This window comes from Chroococcidiopsis cubana SAG 39.79, assembly GCF_003991895.1.
Classification (GTDB): domain Bacteria; phylum Cyanobacteriota; class Cyanobacteriia; order Cyanobacteriales; family Chroococcidiopsidaceae; genus Chroococcidiopsis; species Chroococcidiopsis thermalis.
On record NZ_RSCK01000050.1, the window covers coordinates 1 to 16,794 of the forward strand.

15 protein-coding genes are annotated in these 16,794 nt (G+C 44.5%); 9 read left to right on the forward strand and 6 right to left on the reverse strand.

Annotated elements, in window-relative coordinates; all coding sequences use genetic code 11:
* Positions 1-77 precede the first annotated feature (77 nt).
* Together DSM107010_RS23765 and fghA are read left to right on the forward strand one after the other, a co-directional pair.
* A complete protein-coding gene (locus tag DSM107010_RS23765; protein WP_106216887.1) occupies positions 78-1,388 on the forward strand; it encodes an acetyl ornithine aminotransferase family protein in 1,311 nt (436 codons plus the stop codon).
* A gap of 31 nt (positions 1,389-1,419) precedes the next feature.
* On the forward strand, positions 1,420-2,265 hold the full coding sequence (fghA, locus tag DSM107010_RS23770) for an S-formylglutathione hydrolase (protein ID WP_127024085.1): 846 nt from the start codon (positions 1,420-1,422) through the stop codon (positions 2,263-2,265).
* Positions 2,266-2,317: 52 nt separating this feature from the next.
* Here the strand turns inward: fghA and DSM107010_RS23775 are convergent, their stop codons facing one another.
* Both DSM107010_RS23775 and DSM107010_RS23780 read right to left on the reverse strand, forming a co-directional pair.
* Positions 2,318-2,923 carry a cytochrome b N-terminal domain-containing protein gene (locus DSM107010_RS23775; protein ID WP_106168852.1) on the reverse strand — a complete coding sequence of 202 codons (606 nt, stop codon included), beginning with the start codon at positions 2,921-2,923 and terminating at the stop codon, positions 2,318-2,320.
* 154 nt (positions 2,924-3,077) lie between these two features.
* Positions 3,078-3,941 carry an alpha/beta fold hydrolase gene (locus DSM107010_RS23780; RefSeq protein WP_015156059.1) on the reverse strand — a complete coding sequence of 288 codons (864 nt, stop codon included), beginning with the start codon at positions 3,939-3,941 and terminating at the stop codon, positions 3,078-3,080.
* Positions 3,942-4,197: 256 nt separating this feature from the next.
* Between DSM107010_RS23780 and rnc the strand changes: the two genes are divergently transcribed.
* Entirely contained in the window at positions 4,198-4,911 is a 714-nt protein-coding gene (gene rnc / locus DSM107010_RS23790; RefSeq protein WP_015156058.1) for a ribonuclease III, read from the forward strand.
* A 36-nt stretch (positions 4,912-4,947) separates the two neighbouring features.
* On the opposite strand, the gene DSM107010_RS23795 is transcribed toward rnc, so the two are convergent.
* On the reverse strand, positions 4,948-5,502 hold the full coding sequence (locus tag DSM107010_RS23795) for a TetR/AcrR family transcriptional regulator (RefSeq protein ID WP_015156057.1): 555 nt from the start codon (positions 5,500-5,502) through the stop codon (positions 4,948-4,950).
* Between the two features lie 112 nt (positions 5,503-5,614).
* Here DSM107010_RS23795 and DSM107010_RS23800 point away from each other — a divergent pair, with 112 nt between their 5' ends.
* Both DSM107010_RS23800 and DSM107010_RS23805 read left to right on the forward strand, forming a co-directional pair.
* Positions 5,615-6,211: a glutathione S-transferase family protein gene (locus DSM107010_RS23800; protein ID WP_106168854.1), complete on the forward strand. Its 597-nt coding sequence runs from the start codon at positions 5,615-5,617 to the stop codon at positions 6,209-6,211.
* An 80-nt stretch (positions 6,212-6,291) separates the two neighbouring features.
* A complete protein-coding gene (locus tag DSM107010_RS23805) occupies positions 6,292-7,203 on the forward strand; it encodes a pyridoxamine 5'-phosphate oxidase family protein (protein ID WP_106168855.1) in 912 nt (303 codons plus the stop codon).
* Between the two features lie 144 nt (positions 7,204-7,347).
* Here DSM107010_RS23805 and DSM107010_RS23810 read toward each other — a convergent pair whose 3' ends face one another.
* Complete coding sequence (locus tag DSM107010_RS23810) at positions 7,348-7,938, reverse strand: thioredoxin family protein (protein WP_106168856.1); 591 nt, start codon at positions 7,936-7,938, stop codon at positions 7,348-7,350.
* A 139-nt stretch (positions 7,939-8,077) separates the two neighbouring features.
* On the opposite strand from DSM107010_RS23810, the gene DSM107010_RS23815 reads away from it, so the two are divergent.
* Positions 8,078-8,482: an NIL domain-containing protein gene (locus DSM107010_RS23815; RefSeq protein WP_015156053.1), complete on the forward strand. Its 405-nt coding sequence runs from the start codon at positions 8,078-8,080 to the stop codon at positions 8,480-8,482.
* Between the two features lie 69 nt (positions 8,483-8,551).
* Here DSM107010_RS23815 and DSM107010_RS23820 read toward each other — a convergent pair whose 3' ends face one another.
* A complete protein-coding gene (locus DSM107010_RS23820; protein ID WP_127024088.1) occupies positions 8,552-9,628 on the reverse strand; it encodes a DUF3616 domain-containing protein in 1,077 nt (358 codons plus the stop codon).
* Between the two features lie 165 nt (positions 9,629-9,793).
* On the opposite strand from DSM107010_RS23820, the gene DSM107010_RS23825 reads away from it, so the two are divergent.
* The 3 genes from DSM107010_RS23825 (at position 9,794) to DSM107010_RS23835 (ending at position 14,652) form a co-directional block, all read left to right on the forward strand.
* A complete protein-coding gene (locus tag DSM107010_RS23825) occupies positions 9,794-10,324 on the forward strand; it encodes a diheme cytochrome C (RefSeq protein ID WP_041462555.1) in 531 nt (176 codons plus the stop codon).
* Between the two features lie 326 nt (positions 10,325-10,650).
* On the forward strand, positions 10,651-13,443 hold the full coding sequence (secA, locus tag DSM107010_RS23830; RefSeq protein WP_015156050.1) for a preprotein translocase subunit SecA: 2,793 nt from the start codon (positions 10,651-10,653) through the stop codon (positions 13,441-13,443).
* A 399-nt stretch (positions 13,444-13,842) separates the two neighbouring features.
* Positions 13,843-14,652: a lysozyme family protein gene (locus DSM107010_RS23835; RefSeq protein WP_127024092.1), complete on the forward strand. Its 810-nt coding sequence runs from the start codon at positions 13,843-13,845 to the stop codon at positions 14,650-14,652.
* A 28-nt stretch (positions 14,653-14,680) separates the two neighbouring features.
* Here DSM107010_RS23835 and DSM107010_RS23840 read toward each other — a convergent pair whose 3' ends face one another.
* Complete coding sequence (locus DSM107010_RS23840) at positions 14,681-16,498, reverse strand: putative bifunctional diguanylate cyclase/phosphodiesterase (protein ID WP_241994327.1); 1,818 nt, start codon at positions 16,496-16,498, stop codon at positions 14,681-14,683.
* Positions 16,499-16,794: the final 296 nt, after the last annotated feature.

Sequence of the window (16,794 nt, forward strand, 5' to 3'; positions counted from 1 at the left end):
CCCCTTGTCCCCTTGTCCCCCTTGTCCCCCTTGTCCCCCTTGTCCCCCTTGTCCCCCTTGTCCCCCTTGTCCTTTCTATGCTAAGTATCCCAACTAAACGCCCTCTGCCGCTTGTGCCTCACTTAGTGACTTCCTTACCTGGTCCCCGCGCTCAAGTATTGGTAGAACGCGATCGCGCTGTTACTTCTCCTTCCTATACCCGTGGCTATCCGCTTGTGGTTGCCCGTGGTGAGGGCTGCATGGTGGAAGATGTCGATGGTAACGTATTTTTAGATCTAACCGCCGGTATTGCCGTAGCATCGACTGGACACGCTCATCCTGAAGTTGTCGCAGCAGTTCAAGCACAAGCTGCCAATTTGCTCCATATGTCGGGAACTGATTTTTACTACGAGTCGATGGTGGAGTTGGCGGAAAATTTAGCAACTCGCGCCCCTTTTCTGATTCCGGCAAAAGTCTTTTTTAGCAATTCTGGGGCTGAGTCTAATGAGGGGGCGCTGAAACTTGCTCGTTACTATACCAGACGTTCTCAAGTTGTTGCTTTCTTGGGTGCATTCCACGGGCGTACCTACGGGGCAATGTCGCTGACGGGTTCTAAAGCCGTGCAACGACAGCACTTCGGTCCTCTATTACCAGGAGTGACTCACATTCCCTATGGTACTCATGCAGCGTTAGACTATCTAGAATCAAAGCTTTTTCCTACCGTTCTGCCTCCAGAAGATATTGCAGCAATTTTCGTCGAACCAATTCAAGGGGAAGGCGGCTATATCGTACCGGAAGATGGTTTTTTAAAACGAATTCGGCAGATTTGCGATCGCCACGGTATTTTGATGGTTGTCGATGAAGTGCAAGCGGGAATGGGTCGGACTGGGCGCTTATTCGCGATCGAGCATTGGGGTGTAGTGCCGGATATTATTACTTTGGCAAAAGGCATTGCTAGCGGTCTACCTTTGGGTGCAATTTTAGCGCGATCGCACCTGATGACTTGGCAACCTGGCTCTCACGCTACGACATTTGGAGGTAATCCCGTGGCTTGTGCAGCGGCTAACGTAACCTTACGGTTGTTGGAAGGTGGTTTGATTGAAAATGCTCAAAACATGGGCAACTTGCTGATGTCCGGGCTTACGGAGCTGTCACAGCAATTTTCTTGGATCTCCCCTCCACGCGGTAAAGGATTGATGGTAGCATTTGATGTCTTGGATGCGGATGGTAAGTTAGATTCAGAGCGGCGCGATCGCATTATCGATTTTGCCTTTTTAAAGGGTTTGTTGCTCTTAGGTTGTGGCAAAGCAGCAATTCGTTTTTGTCCGCCATTAGTTATTGACAGCGCTCAAATTCAAGTTGCCCTGCAAATTCTTAGAGATATATTGCTGGAAGCGAGCGATTGTTAGTAGAGTGGGCAATGCCCATACAGGAAAATTCATGACCGAAATTAATTTAATTTCAGAATATAAATGCTTTGACGGTACGCAAGGTTTTTACAGCCATCATTCTCAAACTTGCAATATCGAAATGCGATTTGCAGTTTACCAACCACCTCAAGCGCGATCGCAAGCCGTTCCCGTCCTCTATTTTCTCTCTGGCTTAACCTGTACCGAAGAAAATTTTATCACTAAAGCAGGGGCACAAAGGTATGCTGCCGAGCATGGATTAATTTTAGTGGCTTCAGATACTAGCCCCCGCAATACGGGCATTGAGGGAGAAGATAAGGATTGGGATTTTGGTACGGGTGCGGGTTTTTACGTGGATGCGACAGAGGAACCGTGGCGATCGCACTATCAAATGTATAGTTATGTAGTGAAAGAATTACCCACGTTAATTGCTTCACATTTTCCCGTCCAAGTCGAACGACAAGGAATCTTGGGTCATTCTATGGGCGGACACGGGGCGTTAGTTTGTGCTTTACGTAACCCCGAACTATTCAAATCTGTTTCCGCTTTTGCACCAATTGCTGCGCCAATGCAGTGTGCTTGGGGACAAAAGGCTTTTACAAATTATTTGGGAACCGAGCGGGAAACTTGGCGAAATTATGATGCAAGTGAACTAATAATCACTAACAAATACACTTCCCCAATTCTCATCGACCAAGGTACAGCAGATAAGTTTTTAAGTCAACAGTTGATGCCAGAAATATTTGAACGAGCTTGTCATCAGGTTAAACAACCTTTAACCCTGCGTTTGCAAGAAGGTTACGACCACAGTTATTACTTTATTTCTACCTTTGTGGGGGATCATATTCGCCACCACGCTGAGACTTTGTGTGGGTAGAGACGTTACATGTAACGTCTCTACATTAAAGGTATCTAAACATTAAAGGTATCTAATTTGCCGATTCGATCTGCTTCACCTCTTTTTCCTGTAGCAATAAACCTGTCAAATGAATAATAGATAGAACGATCGCGCCACCGGAAAGCAGGTAACTGTGGATGGTAAACAGGTGCTGAACTGTGACAGTATTTACCGCGCCGCCACCCGTAAGAATATTACGAAGCTGAGAACCAATCGCTGGAAGCGCTTCAATCGTACCTAACTCAATTGTGAATCGCCAGTAACCAATTTGCGTCCAATCAAGTAATATTGCCGTCCAGCTTAAACCGATCGCAGTAAGTGTTAGTAAAATACCGCTAATCCAGGCAGTTATCCAGCTTGGGCGAAATCTTTCTCCTAAAAACATGACAACGATTTCAACCAAGGAGACACCGATTAAGCCATTACCAGCAAGAGAGTGAATCCGTCGGATTAACCAACCGTTAGGAATCTGAGTTGCGATCGCCCTCAGAGAATTGTACGCTCCCCCTGCTGTTGGTTCGTAGTAAAATGCCAGTAAAATTCCTGTCAGTGCGGCGATCGAGCTTAAAGTCAACATCACTACAGCCAGAACTGTAGCCAGTCGTCGCAGTACAAAAGCGTAATAGCCATCTATCATGACTGAACCCTGCTTTTGATGAAAGTTCTTTGAGTATTTTTACCTTAGTATGAATTTTTATTACTAAAATGTCAATCAGGTATTAGTTACTAGTAACTGGTGGCTAGTGGCTAGAAAAGAGTCTAGTTACTAGTCATCAACCACTAGCCACTCACTAACTACTCAAAAACTCCCGCATATACTCATTGACTAATTCGGGTTTTTCCTGTTGTACCCAGTGGCTAGCATCTGGAATGTATCTAACTTGGAATGGATTTACGTAAGTAGCAGTACCATAACTCAATTCCCTACCCAAGGCTGTATCTTTTTCACCCCAAATCATCAATGTTGGTACGTTGAGTACACCCCAATTTGGGTTAGTCATACCTTGTTGCAACATATTGCGATAATAATTGAGGGCTGCTGTTAGCGCTCCACGCTTAGCTGCTGCATCTTTGTAAGCCTCAATATCTGCGGGAGTAAAAGCGCTCTTATTCACAGCCATACCTTTCAAGCCATTTTCAATTGCTTGGTAATCTCCCGCTTGAAGCAGCATTTCTGGTAAGACAGGAAGCTGGAATAGAAACATATAAGAACTCTTCAGCAATTGTTGCGGCGTGCGGAAACCCTCAGCAAATTTGGCAGGATGGGGTATATTTAGTACGATTAGGCGTTCTACCATTTCTGGGTGAGCGTAGGCAAAACTCCACGCGATCGCTCCTCCCCAGTCGTGTCCGACTAAAATACACTTGTCGTATCCCAGTCCCTTAATGACACCCTCAATATCTTTGATAAACTCAGCCATGACATAAGCTGATTGCGCTTTTGGTTTGTCGCTGTCGTTATATCCCCGCAAGTCTAATGCTACGACTTTGTAATCCTTGGCAAACTCAGGGATTTGATGTCGCCAAGAGTACCAAAACTCAGGAAAGCCGTGTAACATCAACATCAACGGACCTTCACCTTGGGTGACGTAGTGCAGCCTCAGCCCGTTACTGATAATGTATTCGTGTTGCCAAGTACCTTCTAGTACGGACATAGCAATCGCTCCTCAAAAGTCAAAAGTTAAAAGTCAAAAGGCAAAACTGATAGTTGTATCTAGCTATTGGGAAGCTGACCGTAGTAATTAGACCACAGTAGTTAAATTTTCTCTGTGTCTTAAGGATGACTTTCGCACATGTCTCCCTGAGCGCGATCGCGACAAGATAGAAGATATAGCAGGCGAGCGATCGTCTATTATTTATTATTGACCAATGACCAACGACCAATGACCAATGACCAATGACCAATGACCAATGACCTTATTCTATCCGCGTCGGCAAAAGCAATTACAAAGCTTAGTCAATAAACTGGGAATCTCGACCTCAGCTCAAATCAATTGGCAATTGCTAGATTTAGCATTAACCCATCCTACTGTCTCAGCTCAAGCAAACTACGAACAATTAGAATTTGTCGGAGATGCAGTTGTGAGACTCGTAGCAGCCGAAGTCTTATGGGAAACTTACCCCGAATGTCCAGTGGGAGAATTTGCCGCAATTCGGTCAGTTTTGGTCAGCGATCGCATTTTGGCGCAACTAGCCACAGAATACGGCTTGGAACTCTATCTGCTTGTTTCTAACAGTGCTTCTACCGATAGAGCCGGACGAGAATCGCGCCTAGCAGATGCTTTTGAAGCTGTTCTCGGCGCTCTTTATCTCAGCACCCGCACCCAAGAACTCGTGCGTCCTTGGCTCGATCCGCATTTTAAGCAACTAGCAGCAGAAATTCGCACCGATCCAGCAAGACACAACTACAAAGCAGCCCTGCAAGAGTGGACTCAAGCACAATTTAAGATTTTGCCAGAATATCGCGTCCGAGAATCTCTACAGCCTCACGGAGCTTTCGAGCGTTTTAGTGCTGAAGTTTGGTTGCAAGGGCGTTTACTAGGTCAAGGGACGGGACGCTCAAAAAAAGATGCCGAACAAGCTGCGGCTCAAGTTGCCTTTATTGCAGTGACTAGTGACCAGTGACCAGTTATCGCTCAACTACCAACTACCAACTACCAACTACCCATTACCATTTTCCAATAACATCTCTGGCAACCGCTTCAGTACTCTTTGAAAGGGTGCAGTGTCGTCCATGCTTCTAGCTAAGACGAGAGAGCCTTGAATTTGAATAATAGCGTCTTCTGCTTTTTGGCGGGCAAGTGTTGGCTCGATCCTTGCTTCTACTAGAACTTCAGCTAAAGTATCGATCCAGCTCTTAAGTGCTTGCTGAATTTGAATGTTAAATAAATCCTTGGCTTCTCCCAAAGACAGCACGGCTAATATACAAGTTTGTTCGCCGCCGCAATACAACCGATCTACATTCTCGCTCATTTTCTCTAGGCGATCGCGAGGCGTACCCGCACCTTTTAAGGGAACAAAAATATTCGCTTTCATCCATTCATCAACAAAGTTAAGTACGGCTTGTGCCATCTCTTCTTTGCCATTGGGAAAGTAGTGGTAGAGACTGGCTTTACCCAAACCCGTCGCTTTGGACAATCGCGATAGGGTTGTTCCTTCATAACCATACTGCCGAAAGACTTTTAAGATTTGGGCGATCGCTTCTGCTTTGGACATTTACAAAGATTAAAATTTTTGATTCTAATTGACATTGTACTGAACGATCGGTATAGTAAATTTACACCGAACGATCGGTACAAAAAAATTGACGCTCCACATAGAGGAACTAATGATTCAGCTATATGACTTTGTACTATCTGGTAATTGCCATAAAGTCAGGCTGTTGCTGTCGATATTGAACTTAGATTATGAGTCAGTACCCGTCAACTTAAAGGCAGGAGAACACAAAACCGAACGATTTCTGCAACTCAACCCTTGCGGACAAGTACCAGTTTTTGTGGATGGTGATGTAATATTACGAGATTCCCAGGCTATTTTAGTGTACCTAGCCCGACGCTACGGCGGCGAAGATTGGTTACCTCTAGAGCCTGAAGCGATCGCAAAAATTATGCAGTGGTTGTCTTTTGCCGCGAATGAGATTGCCAATAGTCTAGCGGCGGCGAGGAGATATTTTATCTTTAAAGGGCAATTGGATATAGATTTAACTCAACAGAAAGCTTATCAAGTATTGCAAATTCTCGATCGCCATTTAACGAATAACCAGTGGTTAGAATGCAGCCATCCTACAATAGCCGATCTTGCCTGCTTCCCCTATGTCGGACTAGCCGCAGACGCAAAAGTTGCTTTAGATAACTATCCTCACGTTATCGCTTGGTGCGATCGCATCAAGCGGTTACCAGGTTACGTCAGTATGCCAGGACTGTAAGTCAAAAATCAAAAGTTAAAAGTCAAAATTGTGACACTCATTATGCAGAGTGTTTTGGTTTCAGACATTTTGTAAACTAAATGCGTAACATATCAACTTATCATGCAGGGGAACTCACAGTTCAAGCACAAGCGGGAGTGCAGACAGAAGCAGCACATTTAACTAAAATTATTGGTGCGAGTATTAATCCAACTGCACGCGACTTTCTACGCACGCAAAGATTGGCGATCGCGAGTACGATTGACAAACATGGTAAAGTTTGGGCATCGCTGCTAACAGGAAAACCTGGTTTTGTACAAGTAGTAGCAGAACAACTCGTTCAGGTTCAAACAACAGCTAATTCTAGCGATCCGTTACTAAAAAACCTGTCAATACATGACGATATCGGTATTCTTGTTATCGATTTAGTGACTCGGCGGCGCTTACGGATTAACGGCAAAGCAGAACTGAAGCAAAATGGACGTATTGACGTGCAGACTCAGCAAGTCTATTTCAACTGTCCTAAATATATTCAAACCAGAGATTTAGTTGCTGAAAGCGATCGCCAAACAGCGATACCCGAAGTTTATAGTTATACAGCCTTGACTCCGGCACAACAGCAATGGATTACTCAAGCAGACACATTTTTCATCGCTAGCTTCCACCCCCAAAGTAGTGCTGATGCATCTCATCGGGGAGGATATCCAGGTTTCGTACAAGTGTTGAACGCGACTGAATTGGTATTTCCCGATTATACGGGCAATAATATGTTCAACACTCTTGGTAACATTGCCCAGTATGCTCAAATCGGCTTACTGTTCCTTGATTTTGTCTGCGGACATACCCTACAGCTCACTGGCACGGCTAAGATTATCTGGGATACTAATCGCATAGCACAATTTATCGGTGCGGAATGCTTGGTAGAATTCCACATCGATCGCGTGTTAGAAACAACACATGCGACTAATCTATGCTGGGAATTTGCACAATACTCGCCGTACAATCCCAAATAAGTAAGTCAAAAGTCAAAAGTTAAAAGTCAAAATGTCTGAAGTTGGTAGTGGTAAGCGTTTCGATCTTACTGATAGTACAAGTTAAATGCGTGACAGCTTAACAGTTTAGCCAACTACCAATTACCAACTACCAACTACCATCGATCACTTCACCACCTGGGAGCTATGTAAACGTGGATCGTCAGTTTCAGAGGATGGAGTAACATTTGCTTCGTATTTGGAGACTTTACCGCTAGCGGAAGTGTAAGGCAAGGGGGCATCATTTAATAACGCTTCTAAGTTACTTGCCATAATACTGCGCGGTTGTTCTCCGATCGCCTGCGCGATCGCCTCTCCTTGTTTACCTAAATACACGAAATGGGGAATCCCATCAACTCGATATTTCAAAATTTCTGGCAACCACTTGCTGTTATCCACATTCAGCATGACAAAGTTTACCTTGCCGGCGTACTCTTGTTCTAGCTGAGCAATATCTGGAACCATTTTCTGACATACCGTACACCAGTCAGCATAAAACTCCATCAGCGTTGGCTTGCTGTTGCTCAAAGCCACTTCTAGCGGTGTCGAGCGATCGCTTAATGTTGCTAGCGTCACTGCACCCGTTTGAGTCCGTAAGCCAAGGAATAAGGCGACACTCAGAGCGATCGCAACTAAAACTACAATTAAATTTCTAACCCGCTTTCCTACCGTCAACTCAGTAGGCTCAATTGGAGGATCTGGAGTATTCAAACTCATAAAGCTTTTATCAAAACTTAATCAAGCAACAGTTTTCATTTTAATCGAACGGTCATCAAAGGTTTTTGTTACAAATTAGAGAAGATAGGAAAATTCGGAAGTAGGACATAACTACTCCCTGCTCCCAACTCCCTGCCTAATGAAAAAAAGAGTTACCCTGACCTTCCCTCGTCGTGCCATACAAGTACCAGTGACATACAGACTGGCAAAAGATTTTAACGTTGCTGCTAATATTATCCGCGCTCAAGTTGCCCCTAATCAAGTTGGTACGTTAGTTGTAGAATTGTCAGGAGATATCGATCAACTCGATGCGGCGGTTGATTGGATGCGATCGCAAAACATCAACGTCTCTTCGGCAATGGCTGAAATTACTATCGATCGCGAACTTTGCGTAGACTGCGGTTTGTGTACCGGAGTTTGTCCCACCGAAGCCTTAACCCTTAATTCTGCCACATTTGAACTGACATTCACGCGATCGCGCTGTATTGTCTGCGAACAGTGCATTCCTACCTGTCCAACGCAAGCCATCTCAACAAACCTTTAATAAGTCGTAAGTCGTAAGTTATTGCTAACTACTCTTTTCTAGTCACTAGCACTAGTCACTAGTCACTCTCTACTGATAACTGAATACATCTGCCCACACGCCACCTTCACCCTCCAATCTTGCGGCGGCGGGCGCGTCGTAAATCACCAAAAGCGACGGAGTTTGAGTATATTCATTAAACGTAATCATTCCTTCTGCGTGGTCGTCTCCAATACCGAAAGGGATTTCTAACATAACCTCTGGGTAAGATAGCGTATTTTCAGCTATATTTACACCATTGTGCCAGCGATAAACTCGGACTGGACCATCTAAATCCATTGTCGGTCCCGCTAAGATTAAAAAATCTTTTTCATCTACGTGTAGATCTCGAATACCTAAGCCATTCAAATAAACAAAATGCTTTTTATAAAGATTTTGTTCTGCTCCAATTGGCTTTAGCTTTAAAGTGTCTTCTCGAACATCTATTTCTAACTCTAACTCTAAGATCGCTGCCCAGCCCCGCAATACTGGACCCCGTAAACCAAGAAAAACTTTTTGTTGATAGATTGCTATTCCTTCTACGTCAAAACCATTATCTTTACCGGGAATATTAGTCTTGACAAAATCGCCAAGGTGGAGATCTGTTGCTAAAGCTTCAGTAAGCATATTACCCCCCTCTGTTAGTTTAACTTTTGCCGCAGTCAAGGTGACATCTGGATTTTCAGGGTGGGGACATGACTGACGCAAATTGCCATCAACTAAAGGAATACGCCCAATAATATAACGATTTTCTTCCGTTTTTATCTTAGCTAATCGTTCAATATTCTCCACATCAGTATGTTCTGGTTTTGGCTTTTTGCGCTTCCAACTATGAGAACCAATAAACCAGAGATAGTAATCGTGATAAGCTAATCCTTCAATATCAATTTCCTCGTCTTCCGGTTTTGGTAGCTCAATAAAATCTTGAACATGAAATGTGTGATGTTCGGCAAAGCAGTTTTGCTGCTCTACAAAAGTTAGACGTTCGATAGTCGATGTTTCATCCGAACCAACCCACAAATGATGTTTGGGAAAAAGGAGTACTGCTGAAAGATCTGTTCGACTTTTTTTGAAGCTGTCATTAAACTTGAGTAGAATGCGATCGCATTTGCTAGGAGAATAATTCATGATAATTGGTAATTGGTAATTGGTAATTGGTAGTTGGTAGTTGGTAGTTGTTCGCTGACAAATGACTAATGACTAATAACCCAAAGTGTAAAATTTTCTAAATTTGACTGCCATCAGTCACCAACTTGCTTACAAATGACTAATGACTAATGACTAATGACAACTATGTTACCTGCCCTCAAATCGAAACCACATCGCCCAAAAAGCAAGCGATCGCCTGCGATCCTCTTTCTGTTAATTTTAGCTTGGAGCATTGCTGCTGCTTGGGTTTTAGCAATGGCAACGCACGCCCAACCAGCTAACACCATTGATGCAGTTCCCCAACGCTATCAACTAGGACAAGAACTCTACTTGGAAAACTGCGCGACTTGCCACATCGCCGTTCCACCAGCCGTCTTACCCGTGCAAACTTGGCAGCGGCTGCTACAAGATACCCAGCACTACGGCGTACAAATCAAACCCTTAGTCGATCCACCCCGCATTCTAGTGTGGAATTATCTCAGATTTGCTTCCCGTCCCCTCAACCAAGACGAAGAAATACCATACCGCATTGCCAACTCGCGTTATTTCAAAGCTTTGCATCCCAAAGTCAAATTACCAAAACCAACTCAACTCAGCAGTTGCGTCACCTGTCATCCCAACGCCAACGCCTTCAACTTCCGTAGCCTTACATCAGAATGGGAGAATTCCCCATAATTGTCATTGCTCATTGGTCATCGGTCATTTGTAGTTATTCTCCCTTGTCCTCCTTGTCCTCCTTATCCCCAACTCCCATACTCGAACCACTCCCGACTCCCGACCAAAAGCGATCGCCTATCCGCACCATTATAGAATTAGGGTAAAATGATACGATCTATAAAGTTTATATCAAGACCGATAGCCGAAACACTGTACAATTGACCAATTTTGTCCATCCAAAAGGCTAGTATTTGAGTTCTAGCGTCCCACCAGTATGAGCTGATGGCAAAATCAAAACTCACAAATTAAACTTCCTAGAAATCCTTAAGTTCTCCTGACCTACCATGCTAAAAACCTTGCTGGGCGATCCCAACGCTCGTAAGCTCAAAAAATATCAGCCTTACGTCACAGAAATTAATTTATTAGAAGAAGACATTAAAGCTCTCCCTGACGAGCAACTAATTGGTAAGACAGCAGAGTTTAAACAGCGCCTCGAAAAAGGTGAAAGCTTGGATGACATTCTGCCAGAAGCATTTGCTGTCGTGCGCGAGGCGGGACGCAGAGTATTGGGAATGCGGCACTTTGACGTGCAGTTACTAGGTGGTATTATCCTCCACCAAGGTCAAATTGCCGAGATGAAAACGGGTGAGGGTAAGACCTTAGTGGCAACCCTGCCATCTTACCTCAATGCATTGACAGGGAAAGGAGCGCACGTAGTCACCGTCAACGATTACCTGGCAAAGCGGGACGCTGAATGGATGGGTCAAGTGCATCGTTTCTTGGGGTTGAGCGTCGGACTGATTCAACAAAGCATGACCCCAGACGAGCGCAAGCGCAACTATGCTTGCGATATTACCTATGTCACCAATAGCGAGGTGGGTTTTGACTACCTGCGCGACAACATGGCTACCCACATGGATGATGTCGTGCAGCGTCCCTTCAACTTCTGCGTCATTGACGAAGTAGACTCAATCTTAATTGATGAAGCACGCACGCCTTTAATTATCTCTGGACAAGTAGAAAAACCGACAGAAAAATATATCCGTGCCTCTCAAATTGCCGCTGCCTTGCAAAAAGACGAGCATTACGAAGTTGATGAAAAAGCGCGGAACGTGCTACTAACAGATGAGGGTTTTGCTGCTGCCGAAGAATTGTTGGGAGTGACGGATTTATTCAACCCCGATGACCCTTGGGCGCATTTCGTTTTTAACGCCCTCAAAGCTAAAGAATTATTCCTCGGGGATGTAAACTACATCGTTCGCGAAGATGAGATAGTCATCGTAGACGAGTTTACCGGACGGGTGCTACCAGGCAGACGCTGGAGTGACGGATTGCACCAAGCCATTGAAGCCAAGGAAAGGGTAGAAATTCAACCGGAAACTCAAACTTTAGCCACGATTACCTACCAAAACCTATTTTTGCTCTATCCAAAACTGTCGGGGATGACAGGGACGGCAAAAACAGAACAGGCAGAGTTTGAGAAGATTTACAAACTCGAAGTTGCAAGTATTCCTACCAATAGAACGACAAAACGCCGAGACTTATCTGATGTAGTTTACAAGAATGAAGCAGGTAAGTGGCGGGCGATCGCTCAAGAATGTGCTGAGATGCACGAAAAAGGTCGCCCTGTCCTAGTCGGTACGACTAGCGTGGAAAACTCTGAAGTTCTCAGTCGGCTGCTCAACCAGTTAGAAATCCCATATAACCTACTCAATGCTAGACCGGAGAACGTCGAACGGGAATCGGAAATTATCGCCCAAGCAGGTAGAAAAGGGGCTGTTACGATTGCTACCAACATGGCAGGACGAGGTACGGATATCATCTTGGGTGGTAATGCCGATTATATGGCACGCCTGAAACTGCGGGAATACTTCATGCCGCGGATCGTGATGCCAGAGGATGAAGACGTATTTGCCGTACAACGGGCGGCTGGTTTACCTACAGGTAGTAGCAGCGGTCAGGGTTTTGTCCCTGGGAAGAAGGTCAAGACCTGGAAAGCATCGCCCCAAATTTATCCCGTCGAGTTATCGCGAGAAACCGAGCAAATGCTCAAAGCAGCAGTAGAAGTTGCGGCGCAAGAGTATGGGGAAAGAAGTTTATCGGAACTTGAAGCCGAAGATAAAGTCGCCGTTGCTTCGGAAAAAGCGCCTACAGATGATGTGGTAATTCAACGCTTGCGGGAAGTTTACAACCAGATTAAGCACGAATACGAACAATTCACCACTAAAGAACACGATGAAGTGGTAGGGTTAGGTGGACTGCACGTCATTGGGACGGAACGCCACGAATCGCGCCGGATTGACAACCAGTTGCGGGGACGTGCCGGACGGCAAGGCGACCCTGGCTCGACACGGTTCTTCCTCAGTTTAGAGGATAACTTATTGCGGATTTTTGGTGGCGATCGCGTTGCTGGTTTGATGCAAGCCTTCAATGTCGAAGAAGATATGCCCATCGAATCGGGATTGCTCACGCGCAGCTTAGAAGGGGCGCAGCGCAAAGTAGAAACCTACTACTACGACATCCGCAAACAGGTATTTGAGTATGACGAGGTAATGAACAAGCAGCGGCGGGCAATTTACGCCGAACGTCGTCGCGTCCTCGAAGGTCAAGACTTAAAAGAGCAGGTACTCAAGTACGGCGAGCAGACAATGAACGAAATTGTCGATTACTACATCAATCCTGACTTGCCTTCGGAAGATTGGGACATACCAAAATTGGTGAGCAAGGTGAAGGAGTTTGTCTACTTGCTGGCAGACTTAGAACCTGAGCAAATGGAAGATTTGACGGTCAGCGACATTAAAGCCTTCCTTCACGAACAAGTCAGAATCGCCTACGACATCAAAGAAGCCGAAATCGAGCAAATTCGCCCAGGATTGATGCGCCAAGCCGAACGCTTCTTTATCTTGCAGCAAATCGATAGCCTGTGGCGAGAACATCTACAACAAATGGATGGACTGCGAGAATCTGTAGGCTTACGCGGTTACGGACAAAAAGACCCGCTGATTGAATACAAGACAGAAGGGTTTGAGATGTTTTTGGATATGATGACCAACATTCGTCGAAATGTGGTATATTCTCTCTTCCAATTCCAACCTCAAATCGAGCCGTCAGTTACGGCGCAGTCAGAAATGGTTTAAATTTTGTAGGGTGGGCATTGCCCACCTAATTTTTTGTCTATTTTTTAATAGAAAAGTTGCGATCGCTTGTGATAATAGTTAACAACCGAATGGTTGACTTAATTATAAAAATATAAAAGTATACCTTGAAATAAAATTTTAATTATATCTCCACTATAAAGAAAACAATATCATAAAATGAGGCTAATTTTCAACGGCAATTCACCGATTTTAAAAACTGATATTTTTCACTCAAGTCGAAATTTATCGATTGGATAGAGACGTATTAGTATCTTTGCCGATCGTAGCGTCATTCAATCGCGAGTTGCTGACAACTACCCCTGTAAATAGCTGCACAAAAGCTAAAGAGAACCTGTAAAACGAAGAAAAAAGTTTTTTGTCCTCTATAATTCCTTTTTCGTGACGATATATGACTTCGATCGCGTAATGAGGCATCAAAAAATTATTTTAGAGCTAGCTACTCAGCAGCAAATCGAGCCGGAAAGACAGCGAACAATACATTCTAAACCTACTAGACGTAAGCAGACGCTTGTAGATCGACCATCCACCCAACAGACGCGGATACATCCATCTCGCCGCCGCCAGCGACGACTAAGGCGCGATCGCTGGCACAAGTTAGTTATTTTAATCCCTACAGTTGTTCTCAGTTTGTTGTTATCAAAATGGCTGCTATCGCTGCAAACTCAGTTTTCTCAAGCAAGTACTTTTCGATCTCAACCAGCACCAATTTTGGTTTCTCCAGTAGATGCGCTCAGCCATGCCATTATTAATCAAGAAAGTACGAATAATCATCAATCGCTGAATCCCCATTCTCAAGCTTTGGGACTAGCTCAAATTATGCCTGCAAATATTGGTGCTTGGAGTAAGGAAGCACTCGGTCATAGCATATCTGTTGATGAATTTCTCAGCAATCCCACAGTTCAAAAGCAAATTATTCATTACAAATTAGAGCAATATTGGCACGACGCTTTAGTTACAAGTCAAGGTGATGAAGAGATAGCAGTATTAAGAGTAGCAAGCCACTGGTATAGCGGTAGTCCTGACTTATATAAATCTAAAGCAGTTCAGTGGTATAGAGGAACAGACGGCAAATTACATCGCTATCCTTCTGTTGCTAAATACAGCAATTCTATTTTGCAAAAATACAAGCAAAACGTTGGAGAGGTAGGAGAAAATTCAAAATTCAAAATTCAAACTTCAAACTTGTAGAAACGTTACATGTAACGTCTCTACACTACTAATTTAAGTATTGCAGTGGTAGATCTTGAGCGAGTAGAGTTTCAATCGCGGCTCGATCTAAAGGTTTAGCAAATAGATAACCTTGTCCGTATTCGCATTTGAGCGATCGCAGTTGGAAGAGTTGTTTTTTTGTCTCTATGCCTTCGGCAACGACATCCATACCCAAGTTCCAAGCTAGGGCAATGATGGTACGGATAATTTCAATTTGTTCGACACTGCGATCGACATCGCGCACGAAGGAGCGATCGATTTTTAAGGTATCGAGGCGTAGGCGATGTAAATAACTTAAAGACGAGTACCCCGTGCCGAAGTCATCAATAGATAACCGAATACCCAAAGCTTGTAATTGGCTAAGCATACTCGTTGAAGACTGGGCATTTTCCATGAGTACGCTTTCGGTAATCTCTAGTTTGAGCAAATGGGCATCAAACCCAGTTTCTAGAAGAATTTGTTCGATCTGCTGCACGAAATTGACTTGAGAAAACTGTTTGCCAGAAATATTGACGCTAATAGTTAATGGTGAATGCAGAGGAAATTGTAACTGCCACTGGTGCATCTGGCGACAGGCTTCTCGCAATACCCACTCTCCCAGAAAGATAATGAATCCTGTTTCTTCGGCAACGGGAATAAAATCACCAGGCGAGATCAAACCTTGTTGGGGATGATGCCAGCGTACTAAGGCTTCAAAACCTATGAGTTTGCCCGTACTTAGAGCAACAATTGGTTGATAACACAAAATAAATTCTTGCCGCTCTAAAGCTTGATGCAAGTCGCTCTGAATTTTTAGTAATTTGAGGGTCTGAACGTGTAGTTGGCGATCGAACAAGGCATAGCCAGCTCTGCCTGTTTTCTTTGCATGGTACATGGTTAGATCGGCATCTCGCAGCAAATCGGCAGCACTGTCATAGGCAGTGGAACTAGAACCCACAACAACGCCAATGCTGGCACTGGCAGCAACGGTATGACCTTTTAAATTGAATGGCGTACATAGGCTTTCTAACAAGCGCTGTGCTATTTGGATCGCGTCGCTAGTATCTTGAATTTCTTCGAGTAAGACAGCGAACTCATCGCCTCCCAGCCGAGCGATGATATCAGTGTTGCGCAGGCATTGGCGAAAGCGAGTTGAAATTGCAACTAGCAGCTCATCGCCTATTGTATGTCCCAAACTATCGTTGATAATTTTGAAGCGATCGAGATCGATAAACAATACGGCAAATTGATATGTTGAGTCGTATCGTACCGTTCTAATTGCTTGTTCGATCCGTTCCACTAATAGCGTGCGGTTAGGTAACCCTGTCAAGGTATCGTGAAGGGCATCATAGACTAAAAGGGCTTCAGCACGGCGGCGATTGGCGATCTCGCGCTGGAGTTCCAGATGCATTTGTTTCAATGTCTGGTTTTGTGCTGCTATTTGTTTAGCTTGCTCGTAACTCCGTAGTGCTTCGCGCACGGTTAAACTGAAGTCTGTCTCGTCCCAAGGTTTGGTAATGTAGCGGTAAAGATGGGTGCGATCGCTCGCTTGGATGGCATGACTGATTTCAGCTAGTTCAGCGATGAGAATTTTGGGTGTTTTGGGAAATTGTTGATGCAGCTGGATTAGCAGAGTTGCTCCATCCATTTCAGGCATAGCGCGATCGCAGATAATCAGAGGGACTTCAATTTGATTTTGGCTAAGTTCAGTAATTATGCTCAAGGCTGCTACTCCGCTTTCTGCTAGCTCGATCGCATATCCGGTAGCGATTTGACTCAAGCTATCGTGCAGGCTAAGTAGTATGTTGCGTTCGTCATCAACACAAATAATTGTCCCTTTATTCATTGGTTGTGAAGAATTTTCGAGCATATATGAAACTAGTGCAAAAAAGCAGAAGACAGAAGGCAGAAGCGAATAATGCTTGCAAGATGAGATCGCAGTCTTTTTGCAACTGCTGAAGTCCTGTTGCCGCACTAGTCTTTCTATATAGAAAGTTTGCCCATATTTCCTCAATAAACTCACAAGTTACCGAACAGGGAGCAGAGATAAGGGAGCAGAGATAAGGGAGACAAGGGGGACAAGGGGGACAAGGGAGACAAGGGGGACAAGGGGGACAAGGGAGACAAGGGGGACAAGGGGGA

Bases quoted from the DNA above. Each gene is read 5' to 3' on its own strand.
- DSM107010_RS23805 (WP_106168855.1), top strand. From the start codon at position 6,292: ATGCGTAACATATCAACTTATCATGCAGGGGAACTCACAGTTCAAGCA.
- secA (WP_015156050.1), top strand. From the start codon at position 10,651: ATGCTAAAAACCTTGCTGGGCGATCCCAACGCTCGTAAGCTCAAAAAA.
- DSM107010_RS23795 (WP_015156057.1), bottom strand. From the start codon at position 5,502: ATGTCCAAAGCAGAAGCGATCGCCCAAATCTTAAAAGTCTTTCGGCAG.
- DSM107010_RS23800 (WP_106168854.1), top strand. From the start codon at position 5,615: ATGATTCAGCTATATGACTTTGTACTATCTGGTAATTGCCATAAAGTC.
- DSM107010_RS23815 (WP_015156053.1), top strand. From the start codon at position 8,078: ATGAAAAAAAGAGTTACCCTGACCTTCCCTCGTCGTGCCATACAAGTA.
- DSM107010_RS23780 (WP_015156059.1), bottom strand. From the start codon at position 3,941: ATGTCCGTACTAGAAGGTACTTGGCAACACGAATACATTATCAGTAAC.
- DSM107010_RS23765 (WP_106216887.1), top strand. From the start codon at position 78: ATGCTAAGTATCCCAACTAAACGCCCTCTGCCGCTTGTGCCTCACTTA.
- DSM107010_RS23825 (WP_041462555.1), top strand. From the start codon at position 9,794: ATGTTACCTGCCCTCAAATCGAAACCACATCGCCCAAAAAGCAAGCGA.
- fghA (WP_127024085.1), top strand. From the start codon at position 1,420: ATGACCGAAATTAATTTAATTTCAGAATATAAATGCTTTGACGGTACG.
- DSM107010_RS23810 (WP_106168856.1), bottom strand. From the start codon at position 7,938: ATGAGTTTGAATACTCCAGATCCTCCAATTGAGCCTACTGAGTTGACG.
- DSM107010_RS23840 (WP_241994327.1), bottom strand. From the start codon at position 16,498: ATGAATAAAGGGACAATTATTTGTGTTGATGACGAACGCAACATACTA.
- rnc (WP_015156058.1), top strand. From the start codon at position 4,198: ATGACCTTATTCTATCCGCGTCGGCAAAAGCAATTACAAAGCTTAGTC.
- DSM107010_RS23820 (WP_127024088.1), bottom strand. From the start codon at position 9,628: ATGAATTATTCTCCTAGCAAATGCGATCGCATTCTACTCAAGTTTAAT.
- DSM107010_RS23775 (WP_106168852.1), bottom strand. From the start codon at position 2,923: ATGATAGATGGCTATTACGCTTTTGTACTGCGACGACTGGCTACAGTT.